The sequence below is a fragment of the Synechococcus sp. A18-25c genome (assembly GCF_014280035.1).
Taxonomy (GTDB): domain Bacteria; phylum Cyanobacteriota; class Cyanobacteriia; order PCC-6307; family Cyanobiaceae; genus Synechococcus_C.
On the sequence record NZ_CP047957.1, the window covers coordinates 1,489,527 to 1,507,411 of the forward strand.

Sequence of the window (17,885 nt, forward strand, 5' to 3'; positions counted from 1 at the left end):
ACATAATTAACTAAATTATTCATATCAAAATCTTATTCGCAAACAAGGGCACTCTGCGGCAGCGACGAGGTGGCGCATAGGATCCATACACGAGTTGACTGCATTTTTATCAAAATTCTACAAGAAAATAAAAATAGAAAGCGATTAAACAGATGCGACGATAGATATCATCACCACTAAGAAGCACAAAAACAACAAACGAGAGGCAGACAATATCGAGTAACATTGATTAGCAATGATTAGAATCAATAAAATCTCAAACCAAACTTGGCGTAAGGATACGCCTGAGAAGATGCATTTTCGTGTATCCAGGAGGACAACGATGACGAGATTCGGAGTGATTGCTGAGTGGATAGTACTTTCTGCGATCAGTCATCACTAGGTCATACAATTTCTAGATTAGCCTATTAGACAAGATAGAGATTGCAAGATTGTGTCGATCTAAGGATGAAATACAGCAGTAGAGCTAGGCACTGTCGATCCATGGGCATACAACAATCATGCGGCCTTATTGCTCCGATCAAGCGCCGCATCTGCAAAAGCTGTCGAGTAAGCCTTGGAACAGCAAACAAGGCCATTGAAATCAATTCTGACATTCCAAAGTTTCATTTTAATCGGGAAATCATGGGTACAACATGAAAGACCTTGATGGTGCAATGACTGACCGTACAAGAACCCTTGAACTTGATGAAAACGACACCGATGCTCTGAGAGAGCGTGGATCTCTCTTTGCAGAGAAGGGGCTTGTTGCTAACGCCTGCGCTGAGTGGAAGAAGGCAGCCTCTTTTGGAGATATTCGGTCTACACACTACCTTGAAGAAAATTCTGCAGTCTGCAACTAGGTGTAAGAGGGGTAGTAGCTATGACGACACCCATGGATGGAGGTACCCACGCTTGTCCGATCTGTCCGATCACCCTCTCACATCATGAACACCGAGACAACGATTGAAACAATTGATCAAATTGAATCTTTTAGATCTCCGCAAGAACGATGCTGCAATCGTAATTAAGTTTCCAGTAATTCTTAGCGGCGGCTCCCAAATGCGCATCAAAAAGATTAGAAACAAGATATCCTGTATTCACAATGCCATATGAAGACAAGTCCATATAATTAGAGTTAATGACTTAAACGTAAACCAGATACGTAGTTGGCTTTGTTTTGGAATTCTTTGAAACCACTACGACATAAAACAAAGAAACACGAAACTCTTTTGCACCTGCGATCGCTAACAGAACGCCATCTTGCTGTCCCAAGTGGCTCACCCAATTGGTAACCATTGAAAAAGTCAGCATTTAGAACGTCACACCCAGATCACTTAAGTGCTGATTCAGACACAGGGCATTGATCCGAAACCCGCCACTCCAACCAGAATGGCGCGAGAACTGCCTTACACACGCACCTATCAGAGGTCAGGATTCGCCTTCTCTTGTGCCACAGGTACCAACTACCACCGGTTCAACTAAGGTGGATGCCAGACAGGTGCTTTCAAGCTCACCCACGTGCGGAAATGAAACTCACTGCCCTTCTCGGCGCTCTACTCCTCACAGCGTCTCCCACCTCAGCTGAAGACCTCGTCTATCTAAAATGTGATGCTACGATTCAGTACAAGCAAATTGATTTAATCGAGAAAGTAGTGGTGGATGAACAGATTGAGAATACCATTATTCATTACGAAATTGATTTGCTCAAGAAATTGTTGACTGATTCAGATGATCCAGAGGGCTCAAGCGTTGTGAAGATATTCAATGGAATGATTTTTTCACAAATTGAGGGATACAAGCAAGGAACGATGAATGTAAACTTTGTCGACACCCAAATTGCCTTCGATCCCCCAGGAAAGATCTCTGGAAGAAGCACCATCAGAGCGAATGACAACAGTTTTGAAGTCACCGCTGATCTTGCAGGTCGTTGCGAGGCATCAGATGCATCTGCTTATGAGTCAAGCAAATGAAACTCACTCCTCTCCTCAGCGCTCTACTCCTCTCAGCTGCACCTGTCGTTGCTGATGACTTCCTTTATCTGAAGTGCGACACTAAAATTAAGTACAATATGATTAGTCCGTATCCAGAAGAAGGAGAAAAGGATCATGTTATTTATTACGAGGTGGACTTGAAGAATAAAATATTAACTGACTTGGCATATATCGATGAAACCTATGAGGTGAAGATAGAGAATGGAGTGATTTTTCAAACTAGTGAGGATTACGACGAAGAAAAGATGTTGACGGAAACCATGACTACCGAAATTTCATTTGATCCACCAGGAAGGATTGTTAGTCGTGCCAGTGCAAAATCGGTTGACAACAGTTTTGAATACACCGCCGAATTGAGAGGAGTTTGCGAAACATCAAATACTGGATACGAGGCAGAGTAGGACGAAGCCTTTGAGTAAGAGCGCCTCACGAGCACTTTCATGCTTGACTGCGCGACATGGTTAATCCAAGATTCTTAGCGACTGTGAGGTGCCTCCAAGGCGCTCAATTTCATCGTGACGCTGATACTCCTGAAGAGGTAGGCAGAAGGTAAGTAGATGGAGAACCCAGTATTCATCCGTTAGTCAAAAAACCAGCCATAACTATGCAATCCAATACCAAGGAGATTGACACCGATATAGCAAACACAGATCACAACCAAACCTGCTGAGGCAACCATCGCAGGACGGCGACCTTGCCAGCCGCGACTCAAACGCGTGTGCAGATAAGCCGCATAAACAAGCCAACAAATCAAAGCCCAGGTTTCCTTAGGATCCCAACTCCACCAACTGCCCCAGGCCTCATTGGCCCAGACAGCGCCACTGATGATCCCAACCGTTAACAGCAAAAACCCCACGGTGATGGTGCGGTAGCTGAGGCTGTCGAGCTGTTCAGTGCGACTGAATGCAACTGACGACAATTCGAAAGCTTCAGGGTTTTGGATGGCCACACCGCCATCCGTGCTGAGGAGAGACGAACGACGAAAAGCGCCGGTACCAATCGAGCTGCTTCTCAGCTCAAGCGCTTGATTGCGATCGATCAACAGGACTGCCACCGACAACAGCGAGCCAACCATCAAAGCGGCGTAACTCACCATGATCACGCTCACGTGCATCACCAGCCAGCTGCTGCGCAGTGCAGGCACCAGTGGGGATGCCTGCTGAAGCTGATCTGGCAAGGCAAAACTGGCAAAAGCAATGCATCCCAAACCCATGGGTGTCGCCGAAGCCGCGACCAAGGGAGACGGCCAGTTGCGTTCCACCAACAACTGCGTCAGGGTGCAGGCCCAGGCCAGGAAGCACAGCGACTCATAAAGGTTGCTGATCGGGAAATGCCCCGACTGCCACCAACGCAAGATCAGCTGAGCGGTGAGCAGCAAATTCGAGAGAGCAATTAACGAGCGCACAGCGCTAGAACTTTGTCCGTTGGAGAGCGCCCAGAAACTCCAAGGAAGAGCCGTCAGAAGCAGCCCAAAGGCCAGCAAACCGAGTAATAACACTGGCTCAGAGACAAACGCTTCAAGACCGGTGAATCCCAAATCAGACACCAGGGCTGGAGAAGTAGATGCCTCTAATTCTGCAGGGTTTCGTCATCGGCTGGCTTGCCTCAGTAGGAATCCTCCACCCGCGAGCGAGATCAATACAGGAGACCAGGCAGCCAGAAGCGGTGGAAGCGTGCCCTTCACTCCGAGGGAACTGAAACTGAAGCTCAGCACGTAATACACAAGAATCAGAACGACACTGATGCCGAATCCTTGACTACGGCTGGTGCGGTTGTTGGGTTTGGCACCCAAACTGGCCCCGATCAAAGCAAACACCAGACACGCCGTCGGCAACGTGAATTTCTCCTGAATCCGCACCTGGAGACGCCGTGCTTCCTTGATATCACCAGCCTGTCGCAGCAACTGTTCAGCCTGCAGAGCCTCGGCAACAGTCATGTCGTTGGCATCCTTCGGAAGCTTGGCAATCCGAATCGGTGCTGCGCTGAGTGGATAGAGGTAGCGGTCAAAATCGGCTGAAGTGGTACTGCCCGATGGCGTGAGGGTCAGGATCTGACCATTGAGAAATTCCCATTTGGCATCCTGTTTGCTCCATCGCGCCGTCTCAGACACCAGCATTTGCGTGAATCCAGGGCGAGAAAAATCGAGAACTGTCACGCCGTTCATCGTCCCATCACGAAACTGACGGGCATAAAACAACTGAACCAATCCTTTGCTGGTGGAACCATCGGGTTGCTCGACCCTGCCGAAGCGGGAATAAACGATGTTGTCGCCCTTTTCCGTCGCCACCGCTTTACCCAGAGCTCTGCGCAACGTGACTTCCGCGGCGCGGTTTGCTCGAGGTACCACCACATCATTGAAAACAAAGGTGAGGCTGGTCATCAGCAGGGCCAGCACCATCGCTGGAACAATCATGCGCGTTGCTGTCACACCGACGCTGCGCAAAGCCGTCAACTCACTGTTGGCCGAAAGACGGCTGTAGGCGAGCAACGTGGCCATCAGCGTGGCCATCGGGAATGAGATCACCAGAAAACTGGGCAAGCGCTGCAAAAGCACCTGAATAGCAATCAGAACCGGCAAGCCCGATTCCACGATCTTTCGGACCAGCTCAAACATCACTCCCAAAGAGAGTGATACCACCGTGAAAGCAGCAACGGCGAACAGCAGAGGCCCAATCAGTTCACCGAGCAACCAGCGATCGAGCAGCGGAATTCGTCGCCTCCAAGCACGAATCTGTTGCAACCACATCTCCTTCACAGCTGAAATCCCTCGCCCAGGTAGTGACGACGAACCAAGGGATCAGCAGCCACTTCCTCAGAAAGTCCCGACGCCAAAATGCTGCCGTCGGTGAGGATATAAGCCCGATCTGTGATGGCAAGTGTTTCCCTCACGTTGTGATCCGTGATCAGAATCCCCATTCCGCGTTGCCTCAGCGCATGAATGAGTTGCTGCAGGTCAGCCACCGCCAGGGGGTCAACACCGGCAAACGGTTCATCAAGCAGCAAATACCGAGGGCCTTCAAGACCCACTGCCAAAGCACGGGCCACTTCACAGCGACGACGTTCACCTCCCGAGAGCTGAAAGCCTCGACGGTTCAGGAACGGCTCAAGATGGAAATCATCGATTAATTGATGCAGTCGCTCTCGGGTTTGTGAACGGGCTAATCCACTCTGAGCCAACACCAACTCCAGGTTGTCTTGCACTGTGAGCTGGCGAAACACGCTTGGTTCCTGCGGAAGGTATCCAATGCCGAGTTGAGCTCGTTGTGGCATCGATAAGCTGGCCACCGGCTGTCCATCCATTAGCACTTCACCTTGATCAGGTTTCAGTAGACCGATCACCAAGTTGAAACTCGTGGTTTTGCCTGCACCATTCGGGCCGAGCAAACCAATCACTTCACCAGGTTCCAGAGTGAGTGTGAGATCCTTCACCAACGGGCGCCCACCCAAAGTGAGCGACACACGATTCAAGCTGAGACTCATGGCGTGAGAGGAGTCCTCGCCGAGTTATTGGGGCGAATGATCATGGTTGAACGCACCTGACCACCTTGGCTGGGCATGGCGAACGCCCGTTCATCATTCAAGTCATAGGTGAGACGCTCAGCTCTAATGGAATTGCCATCACCCTCAACAACATCCACATCACCACTCAGCACCAATCGTCCTTCTCGACTGAAGTATTGGGCTTGCCTTGATGTGGCCACCATGCCGCGGGTCGGGTACACAATGCGCACATTGCCGATCGCCGTCACCACTCCGGTGACATTGTCAGCACTCTGACTATCGGATTCGATGGTGATCAGCCCGTCGTCAGCCGGAGCGGAACCTTCGGAAACAGGGAGCTCCTGTGCTCCGGCTGCAGCGACCAAGGAGATCGTCACTCCAGCGATCAGAGCTGAGAACCTCTGGAGCGTGGTCATGGATCGTGGAAACAAAAGAGACACGACCAAGGACCAAATGATCGAACGTGGCAGCATCGTCCCACGAAATCAGGTCACCGGAAGCAAGCGGGGTGGCGGAAAAACCTCCGGGTCCTGGCCGGATTGCAGTGCAGACAAGCGATCCGAAACCACGCTTTGAAGCGCCGTCAAGTCAAGACCAAGTGCGACCGGTAACGAGGGCTTGAGCCGACCGAGGCCTTCACCCAGAAGAATCGTGCAGCCACGCGTGTTGCCTCGCTCCAGATGAACGTGCGCCACAGCAATTTGAACGATGGCCTGAAGCAACTTTCGCTCCGGATCCATCTGTTCATGCCATAACTCTTCGAACGCATCATGCGCTTCGTACCAAGCCCCGGAGTTGAACAACTCCAGGGCTTGAGAGAATCGGGGATCGTCAACCAGATTCAACGCTTGGCCATTTTCTTAGCCGGCAGCTTGCGCAGACGGATGGATTCAGGGGTGACCTCGAGCATCTCACCAGGGCCGATGTACTCCAGTGCTCGCTCCAGCGTCATCTGAACAGGAGCCTGGAGTGTGTCGAGTTCTTCCGCTCCGGCAGATCGCATGTTGGTGAGCTGCTTCGTCTTGCAGACGTTAATTTCCAAGTCTTGAGGACGGTTGTACTCGCCGATGATCATGCCCTTGTAGACCTTGGTGCCCGGAGAGATAAAGAACTGACCGCGATCTTCAGCGTTCTTCAAGGCGTAGAACGTGGCTGTTCCCTCCTCGAAAGCAATCAACACACCATTCCGGCGGGTCTCAAATTCACCCAACATCGGACGGTATTCAAAGAAGGAATGGCTCATGATTCCTTCACCGCGTGTGGCACGGATGAACTCGCCGCGGAATCCGATCAGTCCGCGAGAAGGCACAACAAACTCGAGTTGCGTCCGACCATCAGCACTTGTTTCCATGTTTTGCATCTCAGCTTTACGAGTTCCGAGCTTTTCGATGCAGCTGCCGACGGCCGCTTCTGGAACATCCATCACGAGTGTTTCAACCGGCTCACAAGGGGTGCCATCAATCGTGCGGTAGATCACCTGAGGCTGAGACACCTGAAACTCGTAACCCTCACGTCGCATGGTTTCGATGAGGATGCCGAGGTGAAGCTCACCACGCCCACTGACCGCAAAACGATCGGGGGAATCCGTGTCCTCCACGCGCAGGGCCACGTTGGTGAGCAGCTCCCGTTGCAGACGATCACGCACCTGTCGGCTGGTAACGAACTTGCCTTCCTTACCCGCAAACGGTGAGTCATTGACCACGAAGGTCATCTGAAGCGTGGGCTCGTCCACCTTGATCAGAGGCAGAGCCTTGGGCTCATCCGGACAAGCGATGGTCTCACCGATGTTGACGTCGTCAAAGCCAGCCACGGCCACCAGATCACCTGCAGACGCTTGCTCGATTTCCACCCGCTGCAAGCCTTCAAAGCCGAGCAGTTTGCTGATCCGACCTTTCTTGACGCTGCCGTCGTCTTTAATCAATGCGGCGTTTTGTCCCTGCTTAATCACACCGTTGTGAACGCGCCCGATAATGATTCGTCCCAAAAAGTCGGAATAATCAAGGGTGGTGATCTGAAGCTGGAGAGGCTTGTCCGCGTCTCCAACCGGGGGCGGAACATGGCGCAGAATCGCGTCAAAGAGCGGACGCATGTTGTCGCTATCCGTCTTCATGTCGGGCTTGGCAAAACCACCAAGACCACTGCCAAACAGATAGGGGAAATCACACTGATCATCGTCGGCGCCCAGCTCCAGGAACAGATCCAGCACCTTGTCGACGGCCGTTTCTGGATCCACTCGAGCCCGGTCGATTTTGTTCACGAACACGATCGGACGCAGGCCCTGCTCCAGGGCCTTCTTCAAAACAAAACGGGTCTGGGGCATGGGCCCCTCATTGGCATCAACGATCAGCAAACAGCCGTCCACCATGCCGAGCACACGTTCGACTTCGCCACCGAAATCGGCGTGACCAGGGGTGTCAACGATGTTGATCCGCGTGTCGTTGTAAGTGACAGCAGTGTTCTTGGACAAGATGGTGATTCCACGCTCGCGCTCCAAGTCGTTGGAGTCCATGACGCAGGTGGGCACCGCTTCGTTGTCACGAAAAATGCCTGATTGAGCCAGCAATGAGTCGACCAGGGTCGTCTTGCCATGGTCAACGTGGGCGATGATCGCGATGTTGCGAATCGCCTTTTGCTGGGCGCTCATGATGTCGGTAAAAAAGGGGGGGCAGTCTCTACGGCGCCAATCGGCGCGACCGGTGCACCTTATCTCAACGTGAGATCGATTCGGTGCTGCGTGGACGGTCGATCTGAAGGCTTCCGCGGGTCACACCAAGGCGATGCTCAATTTGTTCCTGGCGCCACACCACGTCGGAAGGAATGCGACCTTGCAATGCCTCCCCATAGAGACGGACTCGTCGACGAGTGGCATCGGCATCCTCATCAAGGAGATCAAGGCGGAAGTGATGCAGTCCTGCGCCCTGCATGACAGGCAATGCTTCAACACCCGTCTGTGCAGTGCCATTAAATAAGGTGTTGCGGCAGCCGAGATCGGCCTTGAGCGCATGATCCACCCCACTGCGGTCACGCAGGTGAACGGTGTGATGCTCACACGGTCTGCCGCAGTCGGTGTGGTCATGCCCATCGGACAGCAACGAGCAGAAGAGGCAGTGCTCCATGTGAAACAGCGGCATGTGCTGATGCAACACCACCTCCAGCCGATCGCAGGGTGAGGCATCGCTGAGATCCAGCAACTGCTGCAGGTTCAGATCGCAACTGACGGTGACACGCTCCAGTTCCCAGTGCTCGAGAAACCAACGCAGCGCAAGGGGGTTGGCCACATTGAGGCTGAAATCACCACGACATGGGGCGACTCCCCTCAACAACTCGAGCTGGTCAGCGTTACGCACAAGAAAGCCATCAGGGGAAGCCCGCAGCAAAGGTTCAAGAGTCCACCGTTCATCCGGACGCACCATTTTTGGTCCAGTGAGCCAGAGGCCATCGGGCCAGCAGCCCCGGCCGATGGCGACCGCCTCACGCAGTTCGCGAGGTTGTTCCAGGTCCGCCACGACCGCGCGCAAGGGCACCGCCTCATCAAGGGTCTGCAGTGCCTTCAATTGCTCAAGGGTGCGCACCAGCACCACTAAATCGGACGCCGCTTGAGGCTGCGCATCCGGCACCTTGGGGAGGCAGGACGCCAACACCGCGTCCCGCTGATGCTCCGACAGTTCAGGCCGCGATGTTGACGGCTGAATCGGCGGGTGGGGCATCAGGCCGGCCTCGGCCATGCGTTGCAAGAGGGAACGACGCAAGCGGTTCAGCACCGCCAGCGGCAGAAACAGGCCCCGATCCAACTCAGTGTCGACCTGCTCGAGCCGCCATCCTGTGCCCCCCAAACGGCCGAGCTGGGCGTCAAGCCGTGTCTGATCCAGTCCATGGTCGCGGGCCGGCGCGAGGCAGACATCACTGCTGACTTGCAGATGCGTGCCATCCGAAGGGATCGGTGAGACCAGCTCCAAGGTGAGCGGTTGTCCGCAACGACCCTGCACCTTCAGCACAAGCGGGGAGTCGTTGGGTGACGTCTTACGGTCCGCGCGTCGCTGCCAAGTGGACTCCCATTGCGGATCACTGGTGAGCCAAATGGATGCGCCAGAACGGAGACCATCCAGACGGATTCGTCCAGGTCCCAGTCTCAGCCTCCAGCGATGGCGCCCTGCCGGCTCCACGTCCATGATGCGACCACCCACTTCCCGGGGCGGGTCAAAAGGCCCATCGTGATCTGCCGACACCTCCAACACGAGGCCTTGTCCGCGCTGCGGCTGGACCTCCGTTTTGATCACCAGCCAACCCCGAGCCTGAACAGCACAAAGGTGTCCGATCAACGGCCCGCGCTTTTTGCTCCAACGACCATGCACAAGGGCTGGATGGTCGATCCCCTCCAACCAGCCTGTGCTGAGACCTCGAGAAAAACCCAATTCGAGCTGCTGTTTGGTCGCCTCCTGATCCATGACAGCCCCATCGAGGCTGCGCCGATACACATTGGTGACAGCCGCCACGTATGTGGCGTCCTTCAGACGTCCCTCAATCTTGAAGCTGCTGATCCCGATCCGGACCAACTCAGGAACCAAGGACCAGGCCGCCAAATCCTGCGGTGAAAGCAGGTAACGCTGATCATCAAGATCGCGTTCGACGCCATCAACCACTAATTGATAGGGGAGTCGACAGGCCTGAGCACACTCACCGCGATTGGCACTGCGTTGTCCAAGCGATTCACTGGTTAAGCACTGACCGGAATAGGCAACGCACAACGCACCATGCACAAACACCTCCAGAGGCATGGCGAGTTGGCGTTGCTGCAATTGTCCCTGAAGTCGTTCGAGATCCCTGAGGCTGAGCTCCCTGGCCATCACCACCCGTTCGCAACCAGCGGCAGCGGCCTGAGCCACACCGGCGGCGCTCGTGATGGACATCTGGGTGGACGCATGCAGACCCAACACGGGAACCAGTTGCTGCGCCAGTAGACAGAGTCCCAGGTCTTGAACGATGAGGGCATCCACTCCTGCACGCTGGGCATTGAGCAGCAGCTCTGCAGCGTCCTGGAGTTCAGCGGTGAAAATGAGCACATTGAGGGTCAAAAACCCCTTCACATCCCTGGCATGAAGCCAGCTCATGATTTCCGGAAGTTCATCCTGACGGAAGTTTTCAGCCCGCAGGCGGGCGTTGAAGGCTTCAACCCCGAAATACACCGCATCGGCACCCTCGGCCACAGCGGCTTTTAGGGCTGCCCAATCACCAGCGGGCGAAAGAAGTTCCGGGAGTCCGCTCACAATCAGCTCCCAATGGCAAGACGCCGGGCAGGTTCAAACAGGCGCAACGCATCTGCAGACCCTTCGAATCGCCAGTGCCAGGGTTCGTAACTCACTCCTTGGGGATTGGCGGCGGGAAACGACAGCGTGAAGTGGTAACTGGCGGCGTGATCCTGGAGCCAACGGAAGGCCCGGGTCTGCTCAAAACTCTCGGACAGGTTGGTTGCAGGGTCGTCGCCATCTCCAAGATCCACGGCATAACCAGTGCTGTGCTCGGAATACCCCGGAGGCGCAGAGACCTTGGCTCGTTCCATGGCGGTCTGATTGCGCTCAGACTTCACATCAAAAAAGATGCTTTTCTGAAGATCTTGGGAGCGGTAGCCGCTCAACAGCCTGAGATCAACACCGTCTGCGGCCGCTGCACGTGTCATGGCCGAAAGCGATCGCGCCGCATCACGATGCAGCTCAATCCCGGCCTCCACAGGCACCAGCTGCTCGTCGATGGCCTCGTCGTAGGGGAAGTGCCCAAGGAGGCGTCCATCCACATCGGGTTGCTCATCGATGCCTTCCACAACAAGTGGTGTCTGGCGGAACGGAAGGAGATCGGGCACCAACAACAGTGCTGCCAAGAACGCTGAGGCCAGCAAACCGAAGCCGATCAAAATCCCCAATCCCATCCCCTTCCCTCGACGAGGGCGGATCGATGCACTGCGGCGAGCGACAGGGATGTCGTCGCGGCTGTTGTCACGCTTCCTGCTACGGGTGGCGACAGCCCTCGACACACCAACAATTCAATGTTGTTTCGATCGTAAGGGGGGGCGCCAGATCAGGCCGCTAAACCGCACGAAGCAGTGGTAGCTTTCAAATTAATGATCCAGCGGAGTGGGCTGAGATGCTGAGAGTTGCCGTCGTCGGCGGAGGTCCGAGCGGATCCTGCGCAGCTGAAATCCTTGCAAAAGCTGGAATCAGCACTTGGCTGTTTGAACGCAAGCTTGACAACGCCAAACCCTGTGGTGGGGCCATTCCTCTGTGCATGGTTGAGGAATTTGAGCTGCCGGAGTCCATCATCGACCGCAAAGTGCGGAACATGAAGATGATTTCCCCCTCCAACAAAGAGGTGGACATCAAGCTCGATCCTCTGGGCTACGACGACAACGCTTACATCGGCATGTGCCGCCGCGAGGTGTTCGATGCCTTCCTTCGCAACCGGGCTGCCGACCTCGGCACCACCTTGATTAACGGTTTGGTTCAGAAGATCGATACCGGCACCAATCGTGAAGGTCCCTACACCCTTCATTACGCCGACTACAGCTCTGGCGGTCCCACCGGAGATCTCAAGACCCTTGAGGTGGATCTGATCATCGGAGCCGACGGGGCCAACTCCCGCGTTGCCAAAGCGATGGACGCCGGCGACTACAACGTGGCGATTGCCTTCCAGGAACGCATCAAGCTTCCTGCCGAAGAGATGACCTACTACGAAGATCTGGCTGAGATGTACGTCGGGACGGACGTCTCTCCTGATTTCTATGCCTGGGTCTTCCCCAAATTTGACCACGTAGCCGTTGGCACCGGCACGATGCAGCAGAACCAGTCCCTGATCAAGGGTCTGCAGAAAGGGATCCGTGAACGGGCGCGCAAGCGCCTCTTCAAGGGTGAAGTGATCAAGGTCGAAGCCCATCCGATTCCTGAACATCCCCGGCCCCGTCGCGTTGTTGGCCGCATGGCCCTTGTTGGCGATGCTGCCGGTTACGTCACCAAAAGCTCCGGTGAAGGCATCTACTTCGCCGCAAAGAGCGGCCGCATGTGTGCCGAAGCCATTGTTGAGATTTCAGCCAACGGCTCGAAGATCCCAACGGAAAAAGAGATCAAGTCCACTTACTTGAAGCGCTGGGATCGCAAGTACGGTGCGACCTACGCCGTTCTGGACATCCTGCAGAGGATTTTCTATCGCAACGACGCGGCCCGCGAAGCCTTCGTGGAGATGTGCGATGACCGTGATGTCCAGAAACTTACGTTCGACAGCTACCTCTACAAGCGTGTCGTGATGATGAATCCCTGGCAGCAGATCAAACTCACCCTGCGAACCCTGGGAAGCCTCCTGCGCGGTCAGGCCCTGGCCCCGGCCGACTATGACGCTGTGCCCTCGGCCGTTGGTCGATCAGACGGTGACTTCCTAGCAGAGGAAGCCGCCCAAGCGATCAAAGCGCAAACGCACAACGAGACTGCGTCCAACGACAAGGACGCCACCACCAGCAGCGAAGAGCGTTCAACGGTGACCACGAGCTGAACACGATCCAATCAGCTTGCAGACAAACCCCGGCTGACTTCAGTACAGCCGGGGTTTTTGATTGACAACCAAGTCCCGCTTCAGCGTCATGAACGGTCTCTGGCTTTGGTCAGCCCCGACGGAACTCCCCCTTGATTAAGCCTGGATGTTGTCGAAACGTGCCAGCACCGACGCCTGATTTCTCAATACCCCCAGCAGATTCAGTCGATTGCGACGCACTGACGCATCGTCCGCCATCACCATCACACTCTGTTCACCATCGAAGAAGGCCTCGAGGGCGACAGCAGCAGCCTGAAGACCAGCAGCCAAACCGCCGTAATCACAGGCTTCAGCCAGGGGGCTCAGCGATTCGAGTGCAGCCATCAGTCCCGCTTCGCTGGGGGAATCGAACAGACCGGCATCAACCACCTCAGCCGGTGTCAGTTGCGTTGCGGGCAAATCACCTTTCTCCGCCAAACGCGCAGCACGTTGCACGACAGCCTGGACAGCCTGAAGCTGACCAGTTACTCGAAGCTGCCGAAGCAGCAGCAAACGCTCGCGCGCATCCACAGGGTCTTGAAGCAGGCGTTCGTTGGTGACGCCCTCACCACTGACGGCCTGCACCAAATCGATCGGGAAGCCATCCTCTTCAAACTGAGACACCATGCGCTGGCGCAACAGCTGACCGAGATCATCAGCAAGCGAGGTCGCCTCAACCTGGAAGGCCGGGAAGCGTTCAGCCCAGTGGCTGGCAGCCTGGCTAAACAGCGTCTGCAGCGGCAAACGCCAACCGCGATCCCAAAGAATCTGAACAATGCCGTTGCCGGCTCGACGCAACGCGTAGGGGTCCGAAGAACCAGTAGGTCGCTCGCCCTTGGCGAAGATGCTGAAGAGCAGTTCCAGGCGCTCAGCCAGTGCCAGCAGGGCTCCGGCATCACTGGATGGCGGCGCTTCTCCGGCCCCGGCCGGTTGGTAGTGCTCCGCCACAGCGAGTGCCACTTCACGGGGCTCGCCTTCCTCCAGCAGGTACTTCCCGCCCATCAGTCCCTGCAGTTCTGGAAATTCGCCCACCATCTGGCTGACCAGATCGTGTTTGCAGAGATGGGCTGCCCGGCGCGCATGGCCAGCGAGGGTGTTGTTGATGTTGAGTGCCTCCACTAGCTGATCCATCACCCAACGAATCCGCTCGCTGCGGTCCAGAAGACTGCCCAGGCCTTCGGCAAAGGTGACACGATCCAGCGCTTGGCGACGGTCTTCGCAAGGCTGTCGTCGATCCACCGTGAGGAAGAACTCTGCATCGGCGAGACGGGCCCCGAGCACGCGCTGATTACCACTCACGATCGTTGAGGAAGCATCCGGCAGCCCATTGCTCACCAGCAGATAATCCGACAACAGAACACTGCGCGCCTCAAGCTGCAACGGATCGGCGCTGGCCTCCAGGCGTTTCAGCGGCACGTAGCGCTGATGCGACTGCATCACGGTGACGATCACTTCAGGGGGGAGATCGAGATAGCGGTCAGCGATTTCACCTTTGAGAACTCGCGGCGCTTCAACCAGATCCACCAGCTCCTCAAACAAGCCCTGAGGACAATCCGCTTCACCCCCGCAGGCAACTGCTTGATCAGCGATCGAAGATCGAATGCTTTCGGCCCGCTCCTGACGATCCACCACGACGCCCGCCGCGGCCAGCTGGGAGCGCAACTCTTCCGCTGAACGGATCTCGTCTAATTCTTGATGCAGACGATGGCCACGGCTGCGACGGCCGCTATGGACAACGGGATCGGAAGACGCCAGGGTGACGGGAACCACGGCATCGCCCAGCAGCGCGACGAGCCAGCGCACTGGACGACTGAAGCGCTGCTCACCGCTGCCCCAGCGCATGAATCGCCGGCCCTGAAGCCCATCGATCCACTGGGGAATGCAGGACTGAAGCAAGGCACAGCTGTCCTGACCGGGCGTGCAGACCCGGGCGAAGAGGCAGGGGCCCTTCGGCGTGTCACGGGCTTCCAGCTCCTGAGGATCCACACCACAGCGTTTGGCAAAGCCGATGGCTGCTGGCCCTGGCTGCCCATCCACGAGAGCCTGGGAGACGGGAGGGCCTTTGCGATCTTCCTCAAGATCAGGCTGTGCGTCGATCAGATCCCGCACTTCAACCAGAAGACGCCGCGGCGTTCCCGTCACCGTTAGAGCACCGTGATCAAGCCGCAGCTCCTTCAAATCGCTGCGAACACGTCGCTCCAATTGCTCAAGAGCGGAGCGCACAAAATCTGCCGGAAGTTCCTCGGTACCGATCTCGAGCAGAAACGTGTTCGCCAACTCACGTGCCAATGCAATTTGCGACTTTATTGGACGCCGCTTCGCTAATTTCAAAGAGAACGACATTGCACGTGTGAGCAAAGGTGTGACAGCTACCTCCAGCAAGCAGGCAGTTGCCATCCACACGGCATTGGATGGTCCTGCCGATCGGACGGAGTCGATCGATACGGCACTTTCAAAAGCTGAAAAACGCAAGCTATACAGCGGCCATCTGCGTGAACCTCTGCTCACAGAGTTGGGCAACGAAGAGATTCGCTTCAGTGAAGACGCGGTTCAGCTGCTCAAGTTCCACGGCAGCTACCAGCAAAACCACCGCGAGCTGCGCAAGACCGACAAGGTTCGTTGCTGGCAGATGATGCTGCGGCTACGCAATCCGGGAGGACGAATTCCCGCCGATCTATTCGCTGCTCTGGATGATCTTTCCGATCGCTACGGCAATGGGACCCTTCGCACCACCACGCGTCAGGCCTTTCAGATGCACGGCGTGCCTAAGGCGGATCTCAAAACGGTGATCGGCACAATCATCAGCAATCTGGGTTCGACCCTGGCGGCCTGCGGAGACATCAACCGCAATGTGATGGCACCAGCAGCTCCCTTTGAAAAAGGTGCTTACCCGGCAGCCCGGAAGCTCGCTGATGAAATCGCTGATCTGCTCAGCCCTGAAGCCGCTGAGGGGTCGTATCTCGACATGTGGATCGATGGCGATCACAGCTACCGATTCCAACCCACCTCAGCCGTGCGCAAAGCACGCACCCGGCAACACGAGGGCGGGGTGTACTCAGGCAGTGATGCCGAACCGCTCTATGGCGACACCTACCTTCCACGCAAATTCAAGGTTGCTGTCACTGTTCCTGGAGACAACTCAGTCGATCTGCTGACGCAAGACATCGGTCTGGTGGCGTTTGCTGATCCCTCCGGTGCCTTGAAAGGCTGCAACGTGTATGTGGGTGGTGGCATGGGCCGAACACACAACCAAGACGACACCTTTGCCCGCACCGCTGATCCCCTCGGCTACGTGAAGGCGGACGACATTTTTGATCTGCTGCAGTCGATCATGGCGTTGCAGCGTGATCACGGTGACCGTGAGGTGCGCAAGCACGCGCGGATGAAATACCTGCTTCACAACAAGGGAATCAGCTGGTTCCGCTCCACCCTCAAATCGACCTATTTCAAGGGTGAACTGAAGGGTCTCCGGCTAGAACCACGCCCCAAACTGGAGGACTACCTGGGATGGCATCGCCAGAAGAAGGGGCTGTGGTTCGTGGGTCTCCCCCTGACCTGCGGGAGGCTCGAAGGTGAGGTCAAGACTGGCCTCCGCAAGTTAGTGCAGACCTATCAGCTGGAAGTGCGTCTGACCGCCAACCAGGATCTGTTGCTGTGCAACATCGGAGCGCCCCAGAAACCCGCTATCAAAGCGGCCTTAGACGCCTTGGGATTTGAACTCCCAGGTGAGCCGGCACCACTGGCCCGGCATGCCATGGCCTGTCCAGCACTGCCCACCTGCGGACTGGCCATCACGGAGGCTGAACGGGCTCTTCCAGCGGTGCTTGATCGCCTCGACGCCTTGCTGCAACGTTTGGAGATCGATCAGCCACTGCTGGTGCGCATGACCGGCTGTCCGAATGGTTGTGCCCGTCCTTACATGGCCGAACTGGGCCTAGTGGGAAGTGGCGTGAATCAATACCAGTTGTGGCTTGGAGGCACACCGAATCTGCAAACACTGGCGCGTCCCTTCCTGCAGAAAATGCCTCTCGATCAGCTGGAATCAACGCTGGAACCGTTGTTGATCAACTGGAAACAATGCGGGGTCCGTCGCAGTTTTGGAGCTCACATCAACCGCTTGGGTGACCAGTCGGTGCATCAGCTGCTGGGAACCGAGGCATAGATCGCTCGTTCAGCATTCACCGACCAGGCCCACAGCTGGTCACCGTGACTGAAGTGCCACCACTCGTTGGGATGCCGGACAAAACCGGCTTCTTTCATCACGTCGTGAAGCAGACAGCGCCTCCGATGCCAGAGGGCAGCATCACCGCTTGGATCCTGTTCCGCTGCTGAGGCATGGGCATCAGGGATCGATTCCTCACCGATGGCATCAATCTCACCCCCCATCGGCAACACCGTCCCGGTGATGTCAGCAAGGGTGAGATCCACCGCTGCTCCAGTGCTGTGGGGCGGTGGCATCCCAGGATCCCGACTCGGCGGTGCCCAGAATTGACTGACGTCGCTTTGAACCCTGGCCAGCGCTTCCAACTGAGCCGGATCATCGGGATCGATCCCCCGCTGGTGACAAAGTTCGACCGTCGCGTGCTGAACCATGTAGGCCTGCACCTGCACCGGCCTCCAGGCATCAAAGATGGCCAACTGCAGAGATCCTGCAGCGGAATCATGGGCCATCGACAACTGATCCTGAGCCTTGTGCAATCGCTCCAGCACGCCGGATCGAAGCCTGTAAGGGTCGGCACCTTCGCCGTAGGGAGCCCCCACCCGCACGTAAGGGTGCGGTTCCAAACAGAGGAAGCGGGACTTGAGCGATACCAAGGACTCACCGCAGTCTGCAATGACCACATCGTTCCAGGGACGTCGCAT

Annotated in this window: 15 protein-coding genes; 5 read left to right on the forward strand and 10 right to left on the reverse strand. The window is 56.0% G+C overall.

What is annotated here, in order from left to right; translation table 11 throughout:
- Nucleotides 1–635: 635 nt before the first annotated feature.
- From SynA1825c_RS08310 to SynA1825c_RS08320, 3 genes are all read left to right on the forward strand, one after another.
- Nucleotides 636–842, forward strand: a complete 207-nt coding sequence (locus SynA1825c_RS08310) for a hypothetical protein (protein ID WP_186468881.1) — start codon at nt 636–638, stop codon at nt 840–842.
- Between the two features lie 666 nt (nt 843–1,508).
- Complete coding sequence (locus SynA1825c_RS08315; protein WP_186468882.1) at nt 1,509–1,952, forward strand: hypothetical protein; 444 nt, start codon at nt 1,509–1,511, stop codon at nt 1,950–1,952.
- Nucleotides 1,949–2,374: a hypothetical protein gene (locus SynA1825c_RS08320; RefSeq protein ID WP_186468883.1), complete on the forward strand. Its 426-nt coding sequence runs from the start codon at nt 1,949–1,951 to the stop codon at nt 2,372–2,374. The genes SynA1825c_RS08315 and SynA1825c_RS08320 overlap by 4 nt, the downstream gene beginning before the upstream one ends.
- Before the next feature lie 179 nt (nt 2,375–2,553).
- Here the strand turns inward: SynA1825c_RS08320 and ccsB are convergent, their stop codons facing one another.
- The 8 genes from ccsB to SynA1825c_RS08360 form a co-directional block, all read right to left on the reverse strand.
- The gene (gene ccsB, locus SynA1825c_RS08325; protein ID WP_370593736.1) at nt 2,554–3,519 is read right to left on the reverse strand and encodes a c-type cytochrome biogenesis protein CcsB; all 966 of its coding nucleotides are present in this window, start codon (nt 3,517–3,519) and stop codon (nt 2,554–2,556) included.
- Between the two features lie 42 nt (nt 3,520–3,561).
- The gene (locus SynA1825c_RS08330; RefSeq protein WP_186468884.1) at nt 3,562–4,719 is read right to left on the reverse strand and encodes an LptF/LptG family permease; all 1,158 of its coding nucleotides are present in this window, start codon (nt 4,717–4,719) and stop codon (nt 3,562–3,564) included.
- A 5-nt stretch (nt 4,720–4,724) separates the two neighbouring features.
- A complete protein-coding gene (lptB, locus tag SynA1825c_RS08335; protein ID WP_186468885.1) occupies nt 4,725–5,453 on the reverse strand; it encodes an LPS export ABC transporter ATP-binding protein in 729 nt (242 codons plus the stop codon).
- A complete protein-coding gene (locus SynA1825c_RS08340) occupies nt 5,450–5,851 on the reverse strand; it encodes an LptA/OstA family protein (RefSeq protein WP_255478327.1) in 402 nt (133 codons plus the stop codon). Before SynA1825c_RS08340 ends, lptB begins: the two co-directional genes overlap by 4 nt.
- A gap of 108 nt (nt 5,852–5,959) precedes the next feature.
- Nucleotides 5,960–6,319: a DUF309 domain-containing protein gene (locus SynA1825c_RS08345; protein ID WP_186468886.1), complete on the reverse strand. Its 360-nt coding sequence runs from the start codon at nt 6,317–6,319 to the stop codon at nt 5,960–5,962.
- The gene (typA, locus tag SynA1825c_RS08350; protein ID WP_186468887.1) at nt 6,316–8,118 is read right to left on the reverse strand and encodes a translational GTPase TypA; all 1,803 of its coding nucleotides are present in this window, start codon (nt 8,116–8,118) and stop codon (nt 6,316–6,318) included. Before typA ends, SynA1825c_RS08345 begins: the two co-directional genes overlap by 4 nt.
- Nucleotides 8,119–8,182: 64 nt before the next feature.
- Entirely contained in the window at nt 8,183–10,738 is a 2,556-nt protein-coding gene (locus tag SynA1825c_RS08355) for a U32 family peptidase (RefSeq protein WP_255478328.1), read from the reverse strand.
- A 2-nt stretch (nt 10,739–10,740) separates the two neighbouring features.
- Nucleotides 10,741–11,499: a D-alanyl-D-alanine carboxypeptidase family protein gene (locus tag SynA1825c_RS08360; RefSeq protein WP_186468888.1), complete on the reverse strand. Its 759-nt coding sequence runs from the start codon at nt 11,497–11,499 to the stop codon at nt 10,741–10,743.
- A 110-nt stretch (nt 11,500–11,609) separates the two neighbouring features.
- Here SynA1825c_RS08360 and chlP point away from each other — a divergent pair, with 110 nt between their 5' ends.
- A complete protein-coding gene (chlP, locus tag SynA1825c_RS08365) occupies nt 11,610–13,004 on the forward strand; it encodes a geranylgeranyl reductase (RefSeq protein WP_186468889.1) in 1,395 nt (464 codons plus the stop codon).
- Between the two features lie 135 nt (nt 13,005–13,139).
- Here the strand turns inward: chlP and glyS are convergent, their stop codons facing one another.
- Nucleotides 13,140–15,299, reverse strand: coding sequence for a glycine--tRNA ligase subunit beta (gene glyS, locus SynA1825c_RS08370; protein ID WP_186468890.1), 2,160 nt, complete (start codon nt 15,297–15,299; stop codon nt 13,140–13,142).
- Nucleotides 15,300–15,429: 130 nt separating this feature from the next.
- Between glyS and SynA1825c_RS08375 the strand changes: the two genes are divergently transcribed.
- Entirely contained in the window at nt 15,430–17,184 is a 1,755-nt protein-coding gene (locus tag SynA1825c_RS08375) for an NADPH-dependent assimilatory sulfite reductase hemoprotein subunit (RefSeq protein WP_186471114.1), read from the forward strand.
- Here the strand turns inward: SynA1825c_RS08375 and SynA1825c_RS08380 are convergent.
- The gene (locus SynA1825c_RS08380) at nt 17,160–17,885 is read right to left on the reverse strand and encodes a M15 family metallopeptidase (RefSeq protein ID WP_186468891.1); all 726 of its coding nucleotides are present in this window, start codon (nt 17,883–17,885) and stop codon (nt 17,160–17,162) included. The genes SynA1825c_RS08375 and SynA1825c_RS08380 overlap by 25 nt on opposite strands.

What these genes read in the sequence shown, in the direction of transcription:
- SynA1825c_RS08310 (WP_186468881.1), top strand. Translation starts at nt 636, where the DNA reads ATGAAAGACCTTGATGGTGCAATGACTGACCGTACAAGAACCCTTGAA.
- SynA1825c_RS08320 (WP_186468883.1), top strand. Translation starts at nt 1,949, where the DNA reads ATGAAACTCACTCCTCTCCTCAGCGCTCTACTCCTCTCAGCTGCACCT.
- SynA1825c_RS08315 (WP_186468882.1), top strand. Translation starts at nt 1,509, where the DNA reads ATGAAACTCACTGCCCTTCTCGGCGCTCTACTCCTCACAGCGTCTCCC.
- SynA1825c_RS08330 (WP_186468884.1), bottom strand. Translation starts at nt 4,719, where the DNA reads ATGTGGTTGCAACAGATTCGTGCTTGGAGGCGACGAATTCCGCTGCTC.
- chlP (WP_186468889.1), top strand. Translation starts at nt 11,610, where the DNA reads ATGCTGAGAGTTGCCGTCGTCGGCGGAGGTCCGAGCGGATCCTGCGCA.
- lptB (WP_186468885.1), bottom strand. Translation starts at nt 5,453, where the DNA reads ATGAGTCTCAGCTTGAATCGTGTGTCGCTCACTTTGGGTGGGCGCCCG.
- SynA1825c_RS08380 (WP_186468891.1), bottom strand. Translation starts at nt 17,885, where the DNA reads ATGCGACGTCCCTGGAACGATGTGGTCATTGCAGACTGCGGTGAGTCC.
- typA (WP_186468887.1), bottom strand. Translation starts at nt 8,118, where the DNA reads ATGAGCGCCCAGCAAAAGGCGATTCGCAACATCGCGATCATCGCCCAC.